General features: G+C 47.1%; 18 protein-coding genes. 9 read left to right on the top strand and 9 right to left on the bottom strand.

Going from position 1 to position 19,875, the window contains the following annotated elements; genetic code table 11:
* Positions 1–59 precede the first annotated feature (59 nt).
* The 5 genes from Q369_RS0112995 to Q369_RS0112975 all read right to left on the bottom strand — a co-directional run bounded on the left by Q369_RS0112995 (position 60) and on the right by Q369_RS0112975 (position 6,458).
* Positions 60–2,051 (bottom strand): hybrid sensor histidine kinase/response regulator, encoded by a 1,992-nt coding sequence (locus Q369_RS0112995; protein WP_031528243.1) that lies wholly within the window; start codon positions 2,049–2,051, stop codon positions 60–62.
* A gap of 28 nt (positions 2,052–2,079) precedes the next feature.
* Positions 2,080–2,487 carry a response regulator gene (locus Q369_RS0112990; RefSeq protein WP_229206827.1) on the bottom strand — a complete coding sequence of 136 codons (408 nt, stop codon included), beginning with the start codon at positions 2,485–2,487 and terminating at the stop codon, positions 2,080–2,082.
* A 40-nt stretch (positions 2,488–2,527) separates the two neighbouring features.
* Complete coding sequence (locus Q369_RS0112985; protein WP_031528241.1) at positions 2,528–3,877, bottom strand: sensor histidine kinase; 1,350 nt, start codon at positions 3,875–3,877, stop codon at positions 2,528–2,530.
* On the bottom strand, positions 3,877–5,001 hold the full coding sequence (locus Q369_RS0112980) for an FIST signal transduction protein (protein WP_031528240.1): 1,125 nt from the start codon (positions 4,999–5,001) through the stop codon (positions 3,877–3,879). The genes Q369_RS0112985 and Q369_RS0112980 overlap by 1 nt, the downstream gene beginning before the upstream one ends.
* Before the next feature lie 107 nt (positions 5,002–5,108).
* A complete protein-coding gene (locus tag Q369_RS0112975; RefSeq protein WP_229206826.1) occupies positions 5,109–6,458 on the bottom strand; it encodes a deoxyguanosinetriphosphate triphosphohydrolase in 1,350 nt (449 codons plus the stop codon).
* Between the two features lie 158 nt (positions 6,459–6,616).
* On the opposite strand from Q369_RS0112975, the gene Q369_RS0112970 reads away from it, so the two are divergent.
* The 5 genes from Q369_RS0112970 (at position 6,617) to Q369_RS0112950 (ending at position 10,308) form a co-directional block, all read left to right on the top strand.
* Complete coding sequence (locus Q369_RS0112970) at positions 6,617–7,690, top strand: DUF3500 domain-containing protein (protein ID WP_262485487.1); 1,074 nt, start codon at positions 6,617–6,619, stop codon at positions 7,688–7,690.
* A 134-nt stretch (positions 7,691–7,824) separates the two neighbouring features.
* A complete protein-coding gene (locus Q369_RS0112965) occupies positions 7,825–8,190 on the top strand; it encodes an endonuclease domain-containing protein (protein WP_051664056.1) in 366 nt (121 codons plus the stop codon).
* 11 nt (positions 8,191–8,201) lie between these two features.
* On the top strand, positions 8,202–8,867 hold the full coding sequence (locus Q369_RS0112960) for a pseudouridine synthase (RefSeq protein ID WP_031528236.1): 666 nt from the start codon (positions 8,202–8,204) through the stop codon (positions 8,865–8,867).
* A gap of 60 nt (positions 8,868–8,927) precedes the next feature.
* Positions 8,928–9,296 (top strand): YccF domain-containing protein, encoded by a 369-nt coding sequence (locus Q369_RS0112955; protein WP_031528235.1) that lies wholly within the window; start codon positions 8,928–8,930, stop codon positions 9,294–9,296.
* A 19-nt stretch (positions 9,297–9,315) separates the two neighbouring features.
* The gene (locus Q369_RS0112950) at positions 9,316–10,308 is read left to right on the top strand and encodes an NAD(P)H-quinone oxidoreductase (RefSeq protein WP_031528234.1); all 993 of its coding nucleotides are present in this window, start codon (positions 9,316–9,318) and stop codon (positions 10,306–10,308) included.
* Here the strand turns inward: Q369_RS0112950 and Q369_RS0112945 are convergent, their stop codons facing one another.
* The gene (locus Q369_RS0112945; protein WP_031528233.1) at positions 10,309–11,067 is read right to left on the bottom strand and encodes an alpha/beta fold hydrolase; all 759 of its coding nucleotides are present in this window, start codon (positions 11,065–11,067) and stop codon (positions 10,309–10,311) included.
* A gap of 51 nt (positions 11,068–11,118) precedes the next feature.
* Entirely contained in the window at positions 11,119–13,068 is a 1,950-nt protein-coding gene (locus tag Q369_RS0112940; RefSeq protein ID WP_031528232.1) for a TonB-dependent receptor plug domain-containing protein, read from the bottom strand.
* 103 nt (positions 13,069–13,171) lie between these two features.
* Between Q369_RS0112940 and pdxR the strand changes: the two genes are divergently transcribed.
* The 4 genes from pdxR to Q369_RS0112920 all read left to right on the top strand — a co-directional run bounded on the left by pdxR (position 13,172) and on the right by Q369_RS0112920 (position 18,138).
* The gene (gene pdxR / locus Q369_RS0112935) at positions 13,172–14,659 is read left to right on the top strand and encodes a MocR-like pyridoxine biosynthesis transcription factor PdxR (protein WP_031528231.1); all 1,488 of its coding nucleotides are present in this window, start codon (positions 13,172–13,174) and stop codon (positions 14,657–14,659) included.
* Positions 14,660–14,732: 73 nt separating this feature from the next.
* Positions 14,733–16,067 carry a D-arabinono-1,4-lactone oxidase gene (locus Q369_RS0112930; protein WP_031528230.1) on the top strand — a complete coding sequence of 445 codons (1,335 nt, stop codon included), beginning with the start codon at positions 14,733–14,735 and terminating at the stop codon, positions 16,065–16,067.
* A 92-nt stretch (positions 16,068–16,159) separates the two neighbouring features.
* Positions 16,160–16,834, top strand: coding sequence for a TetR family transcriptional regulator C-terminal domain-containing protein (locus Q369_RS0112925; RefSeq protein ID WP_031528229.1), 675 nt, complete (start codon positions 16,160–16,162; stop codon positions 16,832–16,834).
* Between the two features lie 2 nt (positions 16,835–16,836).
* The gene (locus Q369_RS0112920) at positions 16,837–18,138 is read left to right on the top strand and encodes an ABC1 kinase family protein (RefSeq protein WP_031528228.1); all 1,302 of its coding nucleotides are present in this window, start codon (positions 16,837–16,839) and stop codon (positions 18,136–18,138) included.
* Positions 18,139–18,186: 48 nt separating this feature from the next.
* Here Q369_RS0112920 and Q369_RS0112915 read toward each other — a convergent pair whose 3' ends face one another.
* Together Q369_RS0112915 and Q369_RS0112910 are read right to left on the bottom strand one after the other, a co-directional pair.
* A complete protein-coding gene (locus Q369_RS0112915; RefSeq protein WP_229206825.1) occupies positions 18,187–19,227 on the bottom strand; it encodes an AI-2E family transporter in 1,041 nt (346 codons plus the stop codon).
* Positions 19,228–19,372: 145 nt separating this feature from the next.
* The gene (locus tag Q369_RS0112910; protein WP_031528226.1) at positions 19,373–19,846 is read right to left on the bottom strand and encodes a GNAT family N-acetyltransferase; all 474 of its coding nucleotides are present in this window, start codon (positions 19,844–19,846) and stop codon (positions 19,373–19,375) included.
* Positions 19,847–19,875: the final 29 nt, after the last annotated feature.

Genomic DNA, 19,875 nt, shown 5'->3' with positions numbered 1-19,875 from the left:
TGTTGCAAAAAAAACCCGCATTTGGTGCGGGCTGCGGATTTAAAAAGCGGTTTAAATACTTAATATCTGCTGACAGTCGGGGATAGCTCTTTCAGGTTGCGGCTGATCACGGTGATCAGTTCGTCAGCTTTGAATGGTTTTGTCACGAAACTGCTGAAACTGACACCTTCCAGCTCCTTCTCAGCGAAGGTATCTGCCGTAAATGCAATTACCGGAACATTTACAAGGTGCGGGTAGGAATTCTGAATGGTTTTCATTGCTGTAATTCCGTCCATTACCGGCATTTGAATGTCCATCAAAATAAGGTCAAAGTCTCCGTTGTCCAGGTGTTCAAGAAGCTCTTTTCCATTGTTGCAGATCACATATTCGGCCTCCCATCTGGATAATAGGTGTTTCAGCAGGATCTGATTGGCGATAATGTCCTCGGCAGCCAGAATACGGTACCCTTTGAGCGAGATGTGTTCAACCGGATCGGGCTGCACCTCATTCTGGCCTTTTACTGCTTTGCCGAAGTTGAGGATCACGCTGAATGTGGCGCCTTCGCCCAGCTTACTCTGTGCTGAAATGCTCCCATTCATCAACTCCGCTATTTTTCGCGTAATGCTCAATCCTAGTCCCGTTCCGCCGAAATAGTGCTTTGCATTGTTTTTATGTGCCTGCGAAAAGCTGTCGAAGATCACGCTCAGCTTGTCTTCCGAGATCCCGATCCCGGAGTCTACTACATCAATTTTAAGATCCACGCTGCTCCCGTGATCTTTGTGAAGCGATACGACAACTCTGACAAACCCGCCTTCTTCCGTAAATTTAATCGCATTCCCCACCAGATTGATCAGGATCTGATTCAACCGGTAAGCGTCTCCTGTGAGCAGTGTCGGCGTATTTTCGTCAAAATGGTAAGTCAGATCAATTGACTTTTCTTTCGCTCTTACTTCAAAGGTTTTGAGCAAATAACCCAACCTTTCTTTCAGGTCAAAATCGAAATGTTCCAGACCGAATTTGCCAGCCTCAATCTTGGAGAAATCGAGTATGTCGTTTAGGATAACCATCAGATTATCTGCTGAATACTTGATCATCTGCAGGTACTGTCGGTCTTCATCGGGAAAATCCCGCGTCATTAACAGGTCAGTAAAGCCAATGATCCCATTCATCGGGGTACGAATTTCGTGGCTCATCGTGGAAAGAAAATCAGACTTGATCCGCGTGGCTTCTTCTGCGTCCCGCTTCGCTTTGATCAGCTCTTTTTCCACGTTTTTGCGACTGGTAATATCAATAGCAGTACCCAGCACCTCCTGCACACTTCCATTTGCATTGCGCTTGAAAGGTACTTCCCTGGTGATGATCCAGACTTCCGAACCGTCTCTGTGCAGCAGCCTGAACTCTTTTTCCACCACATCCGAATCTTTTACCCAATGCCGCATATAATGGTAGTGCCGCCGGAATGTGAGCTGGTCCTGGTCATTCACAATCAGTGAAAGCCCCGCGCTGCTTTGAGGTATAAGGTCTTCGTCCGAGTATCCGAGGATCTTCGATATCTGCTTATTCTGAAATATATTAGTCCATTTCTCAATATCAATTACATAAATGATATTGGGGGAGAGTAGCGCAATTTTGTTGATAAACTCCTCCTTCTCAGCTAGTTCCTGCTTTGCCTGCTCTCTCCCTTTACCGGCTTCAAGCATCTGGCTCATGGTATGGAAAGTCTTCCGCAGCTTCTCAGGCGTAATTTCCGACTTAGGGAAGTAGTCCATCGCGCCCGCTTTCATCATTTCGACTGCGATGCGCTCGTCACCCTGGGAAGTAAGTACGATCACCGGCAGGTCAGGAACAAGGCGCTTGATTTTTTTCAGCAATTCCAGTCCGTTTGTTTTTGGAAGCTGGTAGTCAAGAAAAATACAGGAGGGTAACCACACATCTAGTGTCTGCAATGCTTCCTCTGCATATTTACAAACCCGGATCTCTCCAATATTCAGCAAAGACTTTTGCATTGCACGCATAAAGTGCATTGCATCAATGTCGTCGTCTTCTACTAGCAGAATACCGGGACTGGTCATGATTTTTTAAGAGATAACGCTGAAATATTTATTCGGGAAATTCGCAAAGTGTCCAGTAGCTGTTCAGTGTGGATACAGCGGCTATAAACCGGTCCATCGATAAGGGTTTCAAAATATAGCCAGCTACATTCAAGTTAAAAGCGTCGATCTTGTCGCTGTCTTCATTGGAGGTGGTCATTACGAAAACCGAAAGAGCGCTCAGGTCAGGGTCCTGGCGGATTTCTTTCAAAAATTCGATTCCGCCCATTCTCGGCATATTCAGGTCCAGAAGTACAATCTTTGGTCTTGGAAAATCATTGTCAGGATTGCGTAGGACTGCAAGGGCATCTATTCCGTTTGAAGCTACCACCAAACGGTTTGAAATATTGTTTTTCTTGAATGCCCTTTTGACGTTCATTACATCTACTTCATCATCCTCTACAAGAAGGATTGTCATAGGAACTGGATTGGAGAGTGACATTTAAATATTTCAGTGATTAAAATGAATTGTTTTTGAGAGTTGTTTCTGTGTTTTTCAATTCGTTTTTCGGCCAGGTAAAGAAGAACCTGGTCCCTTCGCCCATTTGAGATTCTATGCGGATCACGCCGCCTTTTTCATCCAGTATTTTTTTGACAATCGCCAGTCCAACCCCGGTACTCTCAACTTCGTCACGCGCCTGTAAAGTCTGGAAGATCACAAAGATCCTTTCGTGAAACTCGGGACTGATACCCGGGCCATTATCGCCGACGTAAAATTCATACAGAGACTCTTCCTCTCGCCAGCCGATCGTGATCTCGATCTCCGGCTTGTCGTTGTATTTAACACCATTGGAGATCAGGTTCTGCAAAATCTGGGTCAATGTAATCTTCTCTGTTTCGAGTTCAAGACTGGCGTCACCATCCAGTTTGAAACGCACCGGTTTCTTGCTGCTGAAAGTTTCCGACAGATCGTCCACCAGCCCTTTCAATGCAAAACGTTCCTTCGAAGTTTTGATCCTGCCAGCCCGGGAGTACGACAAGATCCCATTGATCAGGCTCTCCATTCTGTGTACGCGGCCGCGCAGCAGCTTGAACTGGTCAAGGGTATCTCCTTCCAGCAAATGGTTAATATCTTCTTCAATCCATTCAGACAAGTTATTGATTGCCCGCAGCGGCGCTTTCAGGTCGTGGCTTACCACATAGGCAAACTGGTCCAATTCAGCATTGATCCTTTCCAGGTCGCGCATGTAGGATTTCAGTTTCTTTTCCGAATTAACCTTTTCGGTTACGTCCGAAAGTGCGCCAATGTACCCCACCAGCTCGTCGCCGGCATATTGCTTTGTGATCGAACCGCCGACCCAGATTTCTTTTTTGCCGGCAGTATGGATCTTGATAATTGCATCCACAGAAGCCTGATCCGCATTCAGTATTTCATGGATCTGATCAGCCGACTCGGAGAAGAAATCTTTCCAGTTGCGGTTGAGCGTTTCGGCGACAGTGTAGCCGGTTACAGTTTCCCAGGCATTGTTGAGATAAATGATAGTCCCGTGACGATCGAGCTGCAACAGTATCTCCGAAATACTGCTGACAACCTGTTCCAGCCTTTTGCTGGTAAGCGCAGCTTCTTCGGTTTTTTCCTGCGCAACCCGGGTCAGTTCCCTATTGGCTTTGAAAAGCTCGCCTGAGCTTTGTTCGAGGATATGTTCAACACGGGTAAGATCGTCCTGGTATTCGGTATAAGCCAAATGGACCGAAAGCAGAAATTCCTGCAAACCGGGATGTTCGGCCAGTTCCGGCGGCAACGATTTACGGATTTGTCGTTTGAGCAGCCGGTGATAATTGGTTTCCGTTATTTCAATTGCTGACATTACAGTTCCCTGAAAGTAGTAATGGTCATGGTTTGATTGTGGAGCTCGCACAAAGCATTGCGGTTGAATGGGGCCAGCTCGCCGTAAGAGTAAAAGCCAGCCATAACCGGTGCCGACAAAACGTCTGAAACACATTCCACTTCTTCTTCAACCATTTGTTTTAGCACCAGCTTTCGTCCGACGCAGCTCACCAGGATTGCAAGTTCCGGGTTGTTTTCCAGACCTTCGGCAGCAGCGTGCGCCGCTTCTTCTGCACCTGTAATCAGCCGGTCGTTGTTTGCTTTCATTAATCTTACAAATGAACCCTCCGGAATATCGCCTGCGAAAGTGAGGCTTTTTTCTTCTTCGTTAATGCCAAGAATGGTGCGTACCACAGGTGCGCGGTCTTCGCTGTCGCGCATGCTCAATGGGAAAAGCAGGCCCGAAGCGGGTAGTTCTTTGGCTTTATCTCCCAAAAATGATTTATAAAGATCCAGCGCAGGCTGGTTGTCAATCTCAAACAAAACGTTTTCCCTGGATCTGGTCACAACCCTGTCCAGCCCGAAACTGTCCCAGCCGCCTCTTGAACCAAAACCAATGGACAGACTGTCGCCGTAAAATCCGACCGCCGCCACACTCTGCGTTGCTACAGCACCATCAGGCTCAACAATTACCGTCTTTGCGAAATGGGAACCGTCGCCCGCGAGCCCGCCAGTTAATGTTACATTCGCCGGGAGGTGCTGCGTCATACCTTTTACCAGGTCGGTACCATTCACTTTCAGTCCGTCAGAAACAACAAAAACGTGCTGTAATCCTTCTTTCGGAAGTTGGTCTACGAGCTGCTTGCCTGCTTCCATGCTGCTGAAATGGATATCTTCAAGGCAAACTTTCGAACTTTTTACAAGGGTTTTGTCGAAGCCGACTGCTGTGATAATAATGGTATTGTCTTTCACATTTACATCTGCGATTTCACCCGCGGTGGAGCATCCGGTAAAAATTGCTTCGGGATAGTCGGCCGCCAGCTGAGCAGTCAGGCCGGTTCTTTCAAGTAGTTCGCGGTTTCCGAATATAAAAAAGAGTTGAGGTGTAAAACTAAATTTAACTGAGGAGGAAGATTCGGTATAGACGACCTGTTCAATTTGCATGGGTTTACGGATCTAGAAAGGCTGGATAATTCGGGAAAACAATTTACATAAAACTTTTAATATTCGAATTAATATTACACTTATTGCCTTGTAAGTGCGGTATTTAACTAAGAGATAGAAGGGAAGGAGATACCCTTGATCTTTCTGAACAATTCAACCGCGTACAGGTCAGTCATTCCCGAAATAAAATCCAGTACGGTCTGGATGCGGGAATAGGTTTCGGTGCGGGAAGTAATGAATTGTTTGGGTATCAGATCCACCAGCTTGCGGGTATAATGCGAAGTATTGTTCAGGTAAGCCGGTACAAATTCTTCCAGGAGGCCGCCAATCACTTTATATCCGGCAACTTCAATTTGTACAACCGAAGAATAGTTGTAAATCTTGCTAACCGAAACGCGCTGAATTTCTTTCATCGCGCTGCGGTAAGGTTCCGCGATCCCGTCTACCAGACTGCAATTCAGGTCGCCCCCAAGAATGGCAGATTGCTCATCGTAGAAAAGTTCGGAGCAGGCACCAATCAGCGTGTTGATCGACTTGGCCCTCAGCAGACTGATTTTGGCATCATCGTCATCGATTTCCTGTAACCGTGCCGGCATTTTGGGATCATTGCAAAGTTCCAGCAGCAAAGTCTCCACTTCTTTATACGAAAGGATTTTCAAACGGTGTGCGTCTTCCAGGTCGATGATATTATAGCAAATATCATCAGCTGCTTCTACGAGGTAAACCAGCGGGTGGCGCTTGTAAACCAATGGAGAGTCGGTTACCTTACACAAGTCCAGTTCATTCGCAATCTTTTGGAAGCCAGTTTGCTCCGATTGAAAGAAGCCGTATTTTTTGGTATAAATATTGGCTTTGTTATGACCTGCGATTGCTTCACAGGGATACTTGGCGATTGCGGCCAGCGTGGAGTAGGTGAGGGCGAAGCTTCCGTAACCTTTTCCCGCGTAGGGATGTGTGAGTATCCGGAATGCATTTGCATTTCCTTCAAAATGGACCAGGTCCGCCCATTGTGCCTCAGTTACCAGGTCTTTGTATTTCAATCCGTCACCATCCGTAAAATAATGCGAGATTGCCGCTTCACCAGAGTGCCCGAAAGCCGGATTACCCAAATCGTGTGCAAGACAGGCAGCGGAAACAATGTTCCCTATCTCGCTGATCAAGGGATATTTCGAGTCAATGTCGGCATCGTCTGAACAGAGCTTGTTGTAAAAGATCCGGCCGAGCGACTTACCTACACTCGCTACTTCGAGGCTGTGTGTTAGTCGGTTATGAACAAAAACGCTTCCGGGTAATGGAAATACCTGTGTTTTATTTTGAAGCCTTCTGAAAGGAGAAGAAAAAATGAGCCTGTCATAATCGCGCTGAAACTCGGATCGCGCTTCGGCCGGATTTGCATTGTATTTGTCTTCGCTTCCCCATCGTTTGGCAGAAAGCAGTTTTTCCCAATTCATCATCATAATTTTCTTAATGCAGTAAAACTAGTCGGTTTCGTTCAATTCCTTTCCGCGTGGAGGAATAACATTCCGGCAGTCGGCTGCATTGAAGTGGTAGTTTCACTGCTGCTGTTACTTTCCTTTTTACAAATGGAAACACTCATACTCAAACTACTGTGCTGATGAGAGATTTAGGAATTAAAATGGTGGCGATTACTTTTTTGCTGAGCACATTGGTGCTGACCGGCCGGGCAGCGAACGGGAAAGCACTACCTGCGCAAGACGAAAAGCTCGTGAAGCAAATGGCGGCAGCGGTAAATGCATTCTTAAAATCTCTCAGTGACGAGCAGAAAAAAGAGGCACAGCTGAACTATCAGGATCTGGCGCGTTTTGACTGGAATTTCACTCCCCGGGCGCGCAAAGGATTGTCGCTCAAACAAATGAATGCAGCGCAACGGAAAGCCGCTATGTCGCTGATCAAAGTAGTACTGAGCCAGGAAGGATACAGCAAGGCAGAGCAGATCATTGATCTTGAAAATGTGCTGAGAGTAGTGGAAACGCGTCCCGCAAACGATACTTACCGCGACCCTGAAAATTATGCATTCCTGATTTTTGGAGCACCCGGCAGCGATCCCTGGGGCTGGCGTGTGGAAGGACACCATTTGTCGCTTCATTTTTCCTCCATCCAAAATCAGATCACGTACACGCCCAGCTTTATGGGGAGTAATCCCGGCAAAGTGCTGGCGGATGTGCCGCAAAAAGGAAAGGTAATATTGAAGGAAGAGCAGGAAATCGCATTCCGGCTACTGCATAGTCTCACCGAAGGCCAACAAAAAAAGGCCGACCTGGGTACAAAAGCACCTAATGAGATATTTACTTCCAATTCCCGGAAAGCGGTGCTGGACAAAATAGAAGGTATAGCAATGGAAGAACTGAATGCAGAGCAGAAGACTGTTTTTAAAAACCTGATCATGGCATATTTGCAGCGCTACCATGTTACACTTAAAAACCAGCAATGGTCACAGCTTGAAAAGGCAGGTCTGGAAAAAATCCATTTCGCCTGGATGGGCGACCACGAACCGGTAATCGGCCCCGGCCGCGGCCATTACTACCGCATCCACGGTCCGACATTCCTGATCGAATTTGACAATACCCAAAATGGCGGCAACCACATCCATTCCGTTGTGCGGGATCTTACCAATGATTTTGGGGAGGATATGCTGCGGGCGCATTATGAGAAGGGGCATAAGCCTTGACTGGTGGCGTTTTGACCCCTAGATCCCCTAAAAGGGGACTGTTTATCTAACGGTTAGTCCGAACTTGCTCCGGCCAGGTACTAAGCATGGCCTCATCGACACCCCTTTAGGGGCCGGGGGCAAACACATACACTATGCCAATGCATCACGGCGCTGGTCCGATCACCTTTGCGAGAGCGAGGCAACTGAGAAATGCAGAAACAAGGGCGGAAAAGCTCCTTTGGGAAAGACTATCCAACAAGAAACTGGGTGTGAAATTCAGAAGACAGCACCCAATCAGCAACTTTATAGTAGATTTTTACTGTCATGAGAAGAAGCTTGTCATTGAGGTCGACGGTTCCATTCATTTGCTGGCTGACAATATTGAGTACGATAAAATTAGATCTGATGTGATAGTGGAATTCGGAGTTAGTATTATCCGATTTACAAACGAGGATATTTACTTTCGTATGGAGAATGTGATTGCTTTGATCAAGCAGGTTATCTCAGAGAGTAAATAAAATTGCACAGAATGACCGAAACACGTCACCGTTACTTTATCATTAATAAGCCTGCCAATATGGTCTCTCAGTTTATCAGCACACATCCGGTGGGGCTGCTGGGTGACCTGGATTTTGACTTCCCGCCAGGTACGCATGCAATCGGGCGGCTCGACAGTCATTCCGAAGGCTTGCTGATCCTTACTACAAACAAACGCGTTACGCGACTGCTGTTTACAGGAGAAGAGCCTCACCGGCGCACTTATTGGGTCAATGTAGGACACCATGTAAGTGAGGAAACATTGGAATTGCTCCGCAGCGGTATTGGGATAGAAGTAAAAGGCGGACAAGAATACATTACTGCACCCTGCGAGGTTGATATCATTGAAAGACCGGCTGTTCTGACCAAACACCAAAATGAAACCTGGGAAAATGTGCCGAATACCTGGTTGCAAATAACACTACAGGAAGGTAAGTACCACCAGATCCGCAAAATGGTGCGCACTGCAGGACACAGGTGCAAGCGTTTGGTGCGAGTGAGCATCGAAGACCTGGAACTAGGCGACCTCCCGCCAGGTAGAGTGCGTGAAATCGAGGAGACTGCATTTTTTGAGCTGCTTAAAATCAAGAACTGGCAATCAGCCGATATTTCCAGTGACTGGCGCACCCGACCGCCTGTAACAAACCCGGAACACTAACCCGCTGCATTGTTAGTTTTATGCGACCTAAATAATCGCAAAAACAAAAACTCTACGGCTATGAACCTCATCGGAAACATCATCTGGCTAATTTTTGGCGGCTTCATCGTTTTCCTGGAATACATGATTTCAGGTTTTTTGCTTTGCCTGACGATTGTAGGTATCCCTTTTGGAATTCAATGTTTTAAAATCGGGTTTCTTACACTATTTCCATTTGGCCAGCAAGTGCGTGAGGTACCTGGAAATACCGGTTGCCTGTCTACCATATTCAACATTCTCTGGATTGTGCTTGGTGGCATCTGGATCGCTTTGACGCACCTGGTTTTTGGAATAATTCTTGCCATAACCATTATCGGACTTCCGTTTGCAAGGCAGCATTTCAAGCTGATGAGCTTGTCTTTTACACCTTTCGGCAAGGAAATCTATTAATCACCAACCAAAATCCAGCATGAAAGTAGTCACGATCACCGAGCCGGGCGACCCCGGAGTTTTGCAGGTAATGGAGCGGGAAATGCCGCAACCCAAAGCCACAGAAGTATTGATCAAAGTCTACGCTGCCGGGGTCAATCGCCCCGATGTCATGCAAAGGCAAGGTAAATATCCCCCGCCGCCAGGTGCTCCGGCCGACGTCCCCGGACTGGAAGTTGCCGGCGAAATTGTAGAGACCGGGAGTGAAGTAACGGAATGGAAGCCGGGCGATAAAGTTTGCGCATTGCTTACAGGCGGCGGTTATGCTGAATATGCGGTTGCACAATCAGGACATTGTTTACCAATACCTGCTGATTTTGATTATGCAGAAGCCGCTTCGCTGCCCGAGACCGTCTTCACGGTTTGGCACAATGTATTCCAAAGAGGAAATCTGAAAGCTGGCGAGCACTTGCTGGTTCATGGTGGCAGCAGCGGCATTGGTATCACTGCGATCCAGCTTGCAAAAGCTTTTGGTGCCCAAGTATTTACAACCGCAGGTTCAAAGGAAAAATGTGCCGCTTGTTCCCGGCTTGGTGCCGACATTTGCATTCCCTATAAAGATGAGGATTTTGAAGAAATCCTGAAAGAGCACGGAGTCGACGTGATCCTGGATATGATCGGCGGCGATTACATCCCCAAAAACATCAGGTTACTCCGAGAGGATGGCCGCCTCGTTTTTATCAACACCATGAAAGGAGGCAAGGTAAAACCGGGAGCAGATCAGGTCGATTTTAGCCTGATTATGCGGAAGCGGCTGCTCGTTACCGGCAGTACATTGAGAAACCGGGACGTGGCATTCAAAAGCCAGCTTGCAGCAGAAATCCGGGAAAAGGTGTGGCCGATTATGGAAAGTGGCGCATTTAAGCCGGTCATCTTTCGCGAGTTCCCGCTCCATGATGCAGCGCAAGCCCACGAGTTAATGGAAAGCAGCGGGCATATCGGGAAAATAATCCTGATCAATAATTGGGATTGATCATTTTGACAAAAGCTGTTTGTTCAAAATTTTAGAAATCTCGTCAGCCTGCGCATAAACCATCAAATGCCCCGCTCCGCTAATCACTAAGTCAGGTTTTACAACATCAATCGGGATCAGCTTGTCGGCGCTGCCGTGGATGTGGTATACATTGTCTGCCTTGGTTTTCCGATCCCAGCTGCTCATTCTGACCAGCGCCCATTTCAGGAATTTACTGTCGGTATCGTGCAAAATGGCCTTTAACAAAGCTTGCAGCTCAGGCGTATCTGCCCCAAAATATTTGTAAGTGTACTTATTCGTCGACTTCAAGATCGGGGCTGCAAATGGTGAAAACAGGAAGAACCGGATCAGTCCACGGTTGAATGCAGAAACGGGAATGCCCACCGGCGTACTTGAAATAAGTACAATCTGCTCAGGCCGCACGATCCGGGAAATCTCGCTGGCAATTACACCGCCAAATGACAAACCTACCAGCTTGAATGGTTTGGTCGTATCAATCTGCGCGATCAGGCGCTCTGCATAATGCGCGATTGTCTCTTTTTTTTGCGGCTTGATCCATTGAATATGGTTGACCTGAATCGCATTATCAATTTTCAGTTTATCAAAAACGCGCTTATCTGCCCCAAGGCCGCTGATAAAGTATACATTCATTTTCGAAGAAGCTGGAAAGCCCGGGTTTCTGGCAGCGACCAGATTTTGCGTAAATGCGTTTGCAAGGATCAGAAAAAGAGAAAGCGCAATTCGTTTTCCGGAAGTCATACTCGATTATTAACCTCCTGAATATACGAACTGCGCCCGAATAACGATTTGCTATCTCGCGAGATTGAACCTTACTCCTCCTAAAACCCAGCGCCCGGGCATTTTGGAACCGAGCAAATCGCTGTAATTCGCGTCGAATACATTGTCTGCTTGTGCAAAAACCGCAAGCATTCTGCCTGCAAATGCATATTCTGCACGGACATTCATTACAAAGTAATTTTTTGAAATAGTTGCTTCAATCGCCGAAGCTTCGCGGGTGGCTCTTTGTTTGTACAATCCATTCATACTAAGTGAAAACCCTTTCACCCGATAAATTGCTGAGAAATTGGCCAGGAATTTAGCATGTGAGGATACGTAAAAGGAAGGTACCTGATTGCTGTTCCGACTGTCCAGCCAGGTCAATCCCGCATTCAGCAGCAGATTCTGATCGTTTCCTACTTTGTTCGCCGACTGAATATCCAGCTCAAAACCCGTGGTATTGACCTCCGCAATATTCAATGCCAGCCCAAAATTGCCGGTGGGTGAAAGATTGTCTTTACGCGGCATTTGCGCGTAAGGTGTCGTGACATAGTCGATCAGATCATTTTGTAGCCTTTGGAAAAACGTACCGGACAATTTTAGCTGAGACGCATTACTTGTTGTTAAAAACCAATCCGTACCCACTTCGTAGCTGAAAGAACGTTCCGCTTTTAAATCAGGGTTACCTACATTGCCGCCGGCGACGAGGGTTTTATTGTAGTTGTTAAAACGTTCTGTAAAATCGGCATCCCGGATCGTCTTGCCTGCACTGCCGCGCAGCTGCCAGCTGTCCTTTTTGTACGATAAAGTAATTTGAGGAACAGCTTCCGTGCCGATACTTTGCCGCCAGTCCAACCGAATGGAAGGTGTAACGGTGAAATGGGTGCCGAAACTTTGAACCAGCGAGATAAAAGGTGCAAGCTGGTGTATAGCGTGGTTCCCGCGGTCATTAGACTCGATATTCCGGTTCTGGTAATTCAAGCCGCCGATCAGGCTGGTGGCTGGCGAAAAAGCCTGCTGCCAGGTAGCAAGTCCCTGCCACAACCGCGACTTGCTATTGTTGGCAATTGCATGCGGGTTGAATGCATACGTATCTTCCACAAACTTGTACCCAGCGTCAAATGCAAACATGCTTTTGTTTTTACGATAAGCGAGCCGCAGCTGGTTCCAGGAAGTTTTAACCTTTTCGCTCGCCGTATCGGATTTCAGGACTGTATAAAAGTTTTGTGCAGCAAAATCGCGGTGATCGTACGAGCTGCGGACTGCAATATTCCACGCATCAGAAAGCCGGTAGTTTAGCGACAATGAAGCCGTGTTGTTGTGAAAAAAACCTTTGGTACCACGCTGCTGAACGCCCGTTGCATTGTTTGACAATATCCCACCTGAAACCGCCAGCTTGTTGATCTGGTAAAAACCTCCGGCACTTGCATTCAATAAACCGTATTGCCCGGCCGAGACACTCGCATTAACATTCGTTTTTGTGCCCGCCGCGTCTTCATTTCCATTCAATAATCTGGCTGCGAATGTTTTAGAAATGACGTGAACCACCCCTCCCACGGCGTCGGAACCATAAATGGCCGAAGATGCTCCTTTCAGTACCTCAATGCGCTCGATCTCGGCAGGCGAAATGGGGATATAGCTGTTGAAATGTCCCGTATTCGGATCGTTGAGCCTGATCCCGTCGAGGATTACCAGAACCTGTTGAAAAGTACCCCCACGCAGCACAATGTCACTTTGCGAGCCCATCGGTCCCCGCGCCTGTATTTCCACACCCGGCACGTACCGGAGCAGATCATCAATGCTGTGCACAGGCAGGTTTTGAAACGATTCCCCTTTAATAACCGCAATATTCCGCCCCGTTTCCGAAGCCCGCTTCTCGACAATCGAAGAGGTAACCGTAACAGGATCCAAAGAAATGTCCTGGCTCTGCGACCGCACAGCCATAAAAATCAAAACAACAACAAAAAAATAAAATCGAATCATAGTTATAAAAATTAAAACTTCCACCCTTTCTCCATCCTCCTTCCTCCCTTGCCAACAAAACTACTACCTTGCCGGACCGTTTATATGCTCCGGTTTTAAACTCATGAATAGTCCGGTTGAAATCCCATTTGACAATATCATCCTGCTTGACCGCCTTTCGGGTACTCCGGTGTATCTGCAGATCGCGCACAAAATGATCAATGCAATCCAGCGTGGGTTACTCTCCAACGGTGCCCGGCTGCCGGGCACGCGCGCATTGGCAGAGACCCTCGATGTACACCGGAAAACAGTCGTAGCTGCTTACCAGGAGCTGCATGCACAAGGGTGGATCGAAATGCTGCCCAATAAGGGAACTTACATTACCTACAAGTTGCAAGAATCTGAGGGTAAGCGGTTGCAAATCAATGCAGAGGACCTTGTCAGTTACCCGCGAACAGCTGGTTTTGCATTTGATAAAAGCATGCTCCTGGACCGTCCTGTTTCTGTCTCCAATGTCGAGCTGGAATTTACCGATGGGCTGCCCGATGTGCGGCTGGCGCCGCTGGATAAACTGGCCAAAACCTATTCAGGCGTTTTGCGGCGAAAGAACAGCCGCAAATACCTCGGTTACTCCCACGTGGAAGGCAATGTGTATTTCAGGGAAAAACTGGCTACTTACCTCAACAATACCCGCGGTCTACATATCAATGCAGAAAATATCCTGACAACACGTGGTGTTCAAATGGGGATATACCTGGCTTCGGCACTGCTGATCAAACGCGGTGATCGGGTGGTAGTGGGTGATCTGAGTTATTATACGGCCAATATGATTTTTCAGAATGCGGGCGCAAATATGATGTCCATTCCGGTTGATAGTCAGGGTATATCTGTGGAAGCACTGCGTAAGTTGTGCGAAACGACTCCGATCAGATTGCTGTACCTGACCCCGCACCACCATTATCCCACCACCGTCACACTTTCAGCAGAGCGGCGAATGGAGCTGCTGAGCCTGTCGGCGAAATACGGGTTTATTATCCTGGAAGATGATCACGATTACGATTTTCATTATAACAGCAGTCCGGTACTGCCGCTGGCAAGTGCCGACCGGGCCGGAATGGTTGTATACGTCGGATCATTTTGCAAAACCCTGGCGCCCGGGCTGCGGTCAGGTTATATGGTCGCACCTGCGAATCTGATTGCGGAGCTGGGGAAATTGAGGCGCATTATGGACCGGCAGGGCGACCTGATGATGGAACAGGCGCTGGGCGAAATGCTCGATGATGGCGAAATTCAAAGGCACATCAAAAAAGCACAGAAGATTTACCATCAGCGGCGCGACCTGCTCAGCGCACAACTAGATACGCAATTAGGTGAGTATCTCACTTTCAAATCGCCGCCAGGCGGGCTTGCTTTCTGGACCGAATGGCGGAAGGATATCAACCTGATGCGCGTCAGTAAGGCTTGTCTGAAACAAAATCTGCATCTTCCGCAAACCCTTTTGTTTCAAACAGGGAAACTGAGTGCGGTGCGGCTGGGTTTTGGTAATTTGAATGAAAATGAAATGACCGAGGCGATCCTGATCCTCAAAGATATACTCGATAAAATGCATTAGAAAAGAGGCGCTGTGCTTTCGGATTATTCAACTAATTTGTGGTAAAATCATATACCGGCCCGCAGCTCATCTTATGAAAAAGCGAACATTCATTAAACTATCGTCAGCATTAATGGCAGCTCCTCTAATCCGTCCGCTCACTGGCCTGGCAGCCGACGAAAAATTGAAAAACTGGGCCGGTAATCTCGAATACGGTACCAATAAACTGGACACAGCCCGCAATTTGCAGCAGGTAAAGGAAATCGTAACCAAATACCCGAAACTAAAAGTACTCGGCACGCGGCATTGTTTCAACCACATTGCGGATACCAAAGACCAGTTTATCTCGGTAGTCGGTGCGGATAAGGTGATAGATTTGGATGTAAACAACAAAACTGTTACCGTTAACGGCGGTTTGAAATACGGCGAGTTAGCTCCGCTCTTGCATCAGAAAGGTTTTGCCTTGCATAACCTGGCCTCATTGCCGCATATTTCCGTCGCGGGAGCCTGCGCGACGGCCACGCACGGTTCCGGCGAGAAGCATGGTAACTTGTCCACCGCAGTTGCGGCACTGGAAATGGTGACTGCGAGTGGAGACGTGATTCAGTTGAGTAAGAAAAAGGATGGAGATCAATTCAATGCGGCGGTGGTCAACCTGGGCGCGCTGGGGGTAGTGACACAAGTTACGCTGGACGTGGAGCCTACCTTCACAATGGGCCAGTATGTGTATGAAAACCTGCCTTTGAACCAGCTGAAAGACAATTTCGATGAAATCCAAGGTAGCGGATATAGCGTCAGTTTGTTTACGAATTGGGCAACCGAGGATATAACAGAGGTTTGGTTAAAATTCAAAGGGTCTAAATTTTCACCGCAAGAGGAGTTTTTTGGAGGAAAACTAGCTAAGAAAAACCTGCACCCTATTCCCGAGCTTTCAGCGGAAAACTGCACAGAGCAAATGGGTGTTGCCGGTCCGTGGTATGAGCGTATGCCGCATTTCAAAATGGGATTTACACCCAGTAGCGGAGTAGAACTGCAATCCGAATATTTTGTCCCGAGAAAACATGCAGTGGACGCGATTATGGCCATTTCCAGACTGGGAAAGCAGATTACCCCGCATTTGCTCACTTCCGAAATACGTACCATCGCGGCTGATGAGCTGTGGATGAGCCCGTGCTACAAACAGGATTCGGTGGCGATCCATTTTACCTGGAAACAAGATTGGCCCGCAGTCAGCAAGTTGTTGCCGGTTATCGAGAAAGAACTTTCCGTTTACAATGTAAGGCCGCATTGGGGCAAGCTATTTACGGTCGCGCCGAATGTACTGGCAGAACGTTACGACAAACTTCCCGACTTCATTGCATTGGCGAGAAAATATGATCCACAGGGGAAGTTCGAAAACGACTTCCTGAAGATGAACGTGTTCGGTTGATACTTTGCACGATTCGGCCCGCGCAACTGGCACGTTTACGGCGCAGTTTACGTTATTAATTTCAGACATTTTTGTGCTAATCGAAACTAACAATGGCAACAAAACTAAGAGAACTTCCGGCTGCTGCACAGGAGATTACCTCCGATAGAATTACCGAGTTATTCATGCAATACTGTCTTGAGAACAACAGGAAACCGGAGTCGGTGTACCTGTTCTGCAAGCAAAACGGGATTGTTGAAAAGGATTTTTACAAGCACTTTTCGTCAATAGACGCGGTTGAAAGAACTGTTTTTGTGAGCTTTCACAAGCTTGCAGTCCAGTTGATCGACCAAAGCGGAGAAGTGGATGCATTAGGGTTCAGGGATAAATTGCTGACCTATTACTACACTTACTTTGAGATACTTACAGCAAACAGGAGCTTCGTAATATTCTCATTGCAGGAAAGTAAGAACCGCCTGAGCGGCCTGATGAAGCTTAAAGAGTTCAGAACGCATTTCAAAGAATTCATTTCGAAGATCAGCGACGGGTATCTGAAAATCAGAAGCGAGCGCATTCGCAAGGCGCAGCAGGATGCATTGGAGGAAGGAGCTTGGATACAGTTCCTGGTGACATTGAAATTCTGGCTCGATGACGAATCTATCGGATTTGAAAAAACAGATCTTTTTATCGAAAAATCAATCCGCGCGTCATTCGACCTGATTGATACAAGCCCACTTGAAAGTGTTATTGATTTTGGAAAATTTCTCATTAAAGAAAAGCTGAGGTAGGAATGGAGACGATTGATAGTATACCCACCTCTAAAATCCGACGTGCCACTAAATTGATTTCAACCGGAGTAAAAATTGGTGGTAATTATTTGAAGTATTACGGTGAAAAGATCACGAATCCCGAAACGGCGCGTGATAATTTGAACAGTAACAATGCAGAGGATATTTATGACAGCCTGAAAAACCTGAAAGGCAGCGCCCTTAAAGTAGCGCAAATGCTGAGTATGGAGAAGAATTTTCTTCCGCAGGCTTATGTCGAAAAGTTTTCGTTGTCGCAGTTTTCGGTACCGCCGCTTTCTGCCCCGCTTGTTATCAAAACTTTCAGAAAATATTTCGGCAAATCGCCGCTTGATCTTTTCGATAGCTTTGATCCGAATGCAATCAATGCAGCCAGTATCGGACAGGTTCATAAAGCTACTCTGAAAGGTAAGGAGCTGGCCGTCAAGATCCAATATCCCGGTGTTGCCGAGAGTATCTCTTCCGATCTTGCGCTTGTGAAGCCGATCGCGATGAAGATGTTTAATATTCAGGCGAAGGATTCGGATAAGTATTTCAAGGAAGTGGAGACCAAGCTGACAGAGGAAACGAATTATAATCTTGAAATAGCGAGCAGTACCGAGATTGCAGAAGCCTGCGCGCATATTCCGAATCTTCGTTTTCCTGCTTACTATCCCGAGTTTTCATGCGAGCGCGTGATCACAATGGATTGGATGCAAGGCAGACATTTGTCTGAATTCAGCAAAACGAATACGGACCAGATACTGGCCAACAAGATCGGGCAGGCGCTTTGGGACTTTTATATGTACCAGGTGCATCAGCTGCGAAAAGTGCACGCCGACCCGCACCCGGGTAACTTCCTGATCGACGATCAGGATAATCTGATCGCCATTGATTTCGGTTGCATTAAGGAAATTCCTGAATCGTTTTATGCGCCGTACTTCGATTTGGCAGAGCCCGAAAAACTGAATGATCCCGCGACTTTCCGGCAGGGTCTGGTAGATCTGGAAATTATTACGCCAAAGGACACGGAAAAGGAAATCGTCTATTTTTCTAATCTTTTCAGAGATATCCTCGGTCTTTTGACCCAGCCTTTTAATTCTGAGAAGTTCGACTTTGCAGATGAGAGTTTCTTTGGAAAGCTGGCCGAACTGGGTGAAAAATATGCGAATGATAAAGAGCTGCGAAAAATGAATATGAATCGTGGATCGAAACACTTCATTTACATTAACCGCACGTTCTTCGGGCTGTTCAGCTTGCTGCACGATTTGAAGGCAGAAGTTGAAACGAAGCAATTTGCAATGTGACAGCAATGCGCATTGAATCAGGGCAGGCAGAATTTCTGTCTGCCTTTTTTATTCCTCTTCGACTATTTTCTTGCGTTTGACAAGCCTGAAAAGGTTCTTGTTGGCCTGCTCCGGCGTTTGGTCGCCCAGCAAAATACCCCAGGGTTGCAGGCCATCGACGCGGTCGAAAACAACTTTCATCATCGCTATTGCGGGTATTGACAAGAACATACCTGATAGCCCAGCCAGCGCGCCTCCCACCAGCACGCCCACTATAGATACCAATGCATTGATCTTCACTTTTGAGCCCACGATTACTGGAACAAGGAAATTATTGTCAATGAATTGTACCACAATGAAAACACCAACAACCCCGAGGACGATATTAGCTTCGGGGTGGCTGATAAATGTCACCAAAACCGCTAGTGCCGTAGCAACGATCCCGCCAATGTAGGGTACCAGGTTGAGAATAGCAGCCATAACGGACAGCAGCACAGCGTATTGTACATTCAGGATCAGCAAGCCGATGGAATTCAGGATTGCCACGGCTGTCGTCTCGAGCAGCAAGCCTACCATGTAGCTCTGGATAATCGCCTTAATCTGACCTAATCCTTCCAGGATTTTTTCCTTATGCTCTTCGGGAAACACTACTACCAGGAAATGGAGGAGCATGGTGCGGTAGTAAAGCAGAAGAAAGGCGTATATTGGTATGAGTATCAATGTAGTTAATGGGCCGGCTATGGCGCCCAGCGTTTCCGTTCCTTGTAAGTTTTCAAGTGTTTTGGTCTGGGCGTTTTTCAGGTATTCGGCTTGCTGGCGGTAAGTAACGCTGTATTCCCGTCTGATCCAGCGGCGTGCGTCGTGGTAAAATTCGTTGATGTTGCGTTTCAGTTTAGGCAGCTCGTCAGAAAACTCGGCTAGCTGCATAGACAGCAGTACACCTACTGCGGAAACGAGTAATACAGCCAGCAATACCGCAAGACTTATTGCTACCACCTTCGGCATTCCCATATTCACCAGCCACCTTTCTACGGGCCGCAGCAAAACCGCTATCAGTCCGGCCAATGCCAATGGAACAATGATATCAGCTCCCAGATAAATGGCCGTCATAATCAAGCCAATTGCTAACAGGGAAAGTGATAATCTTTGGTAAAAAGGAGAGGGGGCGAGGTCGTGCATATTCCTGGTTATAAAAATTTTAAGTAGTTCTAAATTTCTTTAACTTCAAGTACGCGTATGCGATGGTTATAATCAGTTATAGGGCTATACTCGGGATCTCAACCAACTTCTTCATCATACAAACACTATAATCCGAAACCGCAAACTTAGAAGTGTCAGTGAGTTGCTCATAACCCAGCTTTTTGTACAACTGAATAGCCTGCGGCTGGCCTTTTCCTGTTTCGAGGAAGGCAGATGCGTATCCCAGCTCAACTCCCCATTTTTCAAGTTCCCGCACAATTGCCGATGCAATGCCCCGGCCTCTGAATGCGGGTTCGATAAACACGCGTTTTAATTCGAGTGTTGTTTCGTCAAACTTTTTAAAACAGCCGCAACCCACTAATTCCTGTTCATCATAAGCAAGTACTACCGTTTTCAGGTCTGTAATGCGGTTATAATCTTCAAAATCTTCTTTTTTGGTCTGATAAATGGAGCACAACTCATCGTCAAGCTCGCCAGTCAGCCTCGTAAAGTCCGGATTGTCGCTGGTGGTTCGTATAATTTTAAGCATAAACAGGTGATTGCATTCAATGCAATATC

This window comes from Dyadobacter crusticola DSM 16708, assembly GCF_000701505.1.
GTDB classification, from domain to species: domain Bacteria; phylum Bacteroidota; class Bacteroidia; order Cytophagales; family Spirosomataceae; genus Dyadobacter; species Dyadobacter crusticola.
This window is presented reverse-complemented; position numbering and strand designations above follow the sequence as displayed.

Excerpts from the sequence above, each read along its gene's own strand:
- Q369_RS0112995 (WP_031528243.1), bottom strand. The coding sequence starts at position 2,051 with ATGACCAGTCCCGGTATTCTGCTAGTAGAAGACGACGACATTGATGCA.
- Q369_RS0112990 (WP_229206827.1), bottom strand. The coding sequence starts at position 2,487 with ATGACAATCCTTCTTGTAGAGGATGATGAAGTAGATGTAATGAACGTC.
- Q369_RS0112985 (WP_031528241.1), bottom strand. The coding sequence starts at position 3,877 with ATGTCAGCAATTGAAATAACGGAAACCAATTATCACCGGCTGCTCAAA.
- Q369_RS0112980 (WP_031528240.1), bottom strand. The coding sequence starts at position 5,001 with ATGCAAATTGAACAGGTCGTCTATACCGAATCTTCCTCCTCAGTTAAA.
- Q369_RS0112975 (WP_229206826.1), bottom strand. The coding sequence starts at position 6,458 with ATGATGATGAATTGGGAAAAACTGCTTTCTGCCAAACGATGGGGAAGC.
- Q369_RS0112970 (WP_262485487.1), top strand. The coding sequence starts at position 6,617 with ATGAGAGATTTAGGAATTAAAATGGTGGCGATTACTTTTTTGCTGAGC.
- Q369_RS0112965 (WP_051664056.1), top strand. The coding sequence starts at position 7,825 with ATGCCAATGCATCACGGCGCTGGTCCGATCACCTTTGCGAGAGCGAGG.
- Q369_RS0112960 (WP_031528236.1), top strand. The coding sequence starts at position 8,202 with ATGACCGAAACACGTCACCGTTACTTTATCATTAATAAGCCTGCCAAT.
- Q369_RS0112955 (WP_031528235.1), top strand. The coding sequence starts at position 8,928 with ATGAACCTCATCGGAAACATCATCTGGCTAATTTTTGGCGGCTTCATC.
- Q369_RS0112950 (WP_031528234.1), top strand. The coding sequence starts at position 9,316 with ATGAAAGTAGTCACGATCACCGAGCCGGGCGACCCCGGAGTTTTGCAG.
- Q369_RS0112945 (WP_031528233.1), bottom strand. The coding sequence starts at position 11,067 with ATGACTTCCGGAAAACGAATTGCGCTTTCTCTTTTTCTGATCCTTGCA.
- Q369_RS0112940 (WP_031528232.1), bottom strand. The coding sequence starts at position 13,068 with ATGATTCGATTTTATTTTTTTGTTGTTGTTTTGATTTTTATGGCTGTG.
- pdxR (WP_031528231.1), top strand. The coding sequence starts at position 13,172 with ATGAATAGTCCGGTTGAAATCCCATTTGACAATATCATCCTGCTTGAC.
- Q369_RS0112930 (WP_031528230.1), top strand. The coding sequence starts at position 14,733 with ATGAAAAAGCGAACATTCATTAAACTATCGTCAGCATTAATGGCAGCT.
- Q369_RS0112925 (WP_031528229.1), top strand. The coding sequence starts at position 16,160 with ATGGCAACAAAACTAAGAGAACTTCCGGCTGCTGCACAGGAGATTACC.
- Q369_RS0112920 (WP_031528228.1), top strand. The coding sequence starts at position 16,837 with ATGGAGACGATTGATAGTATACCCACCTCTAAAATCCGACGTGCCACT.
- Q369_RS0112915 (WP_229206825.1), bottom strand. The coding sequence starts at position 19,227 with ATGACGGCCATTTATCTGGGAGCTGATATCATTGTTCCATTGGCATTG.
- Q369_RS0112910 (WP_031528226.1), bottom strand. The coding sequence starts at position 19,846 with ATGCTTAAAATTATACGAACCACCAGCGACAATCCGGACTTTACGAGG.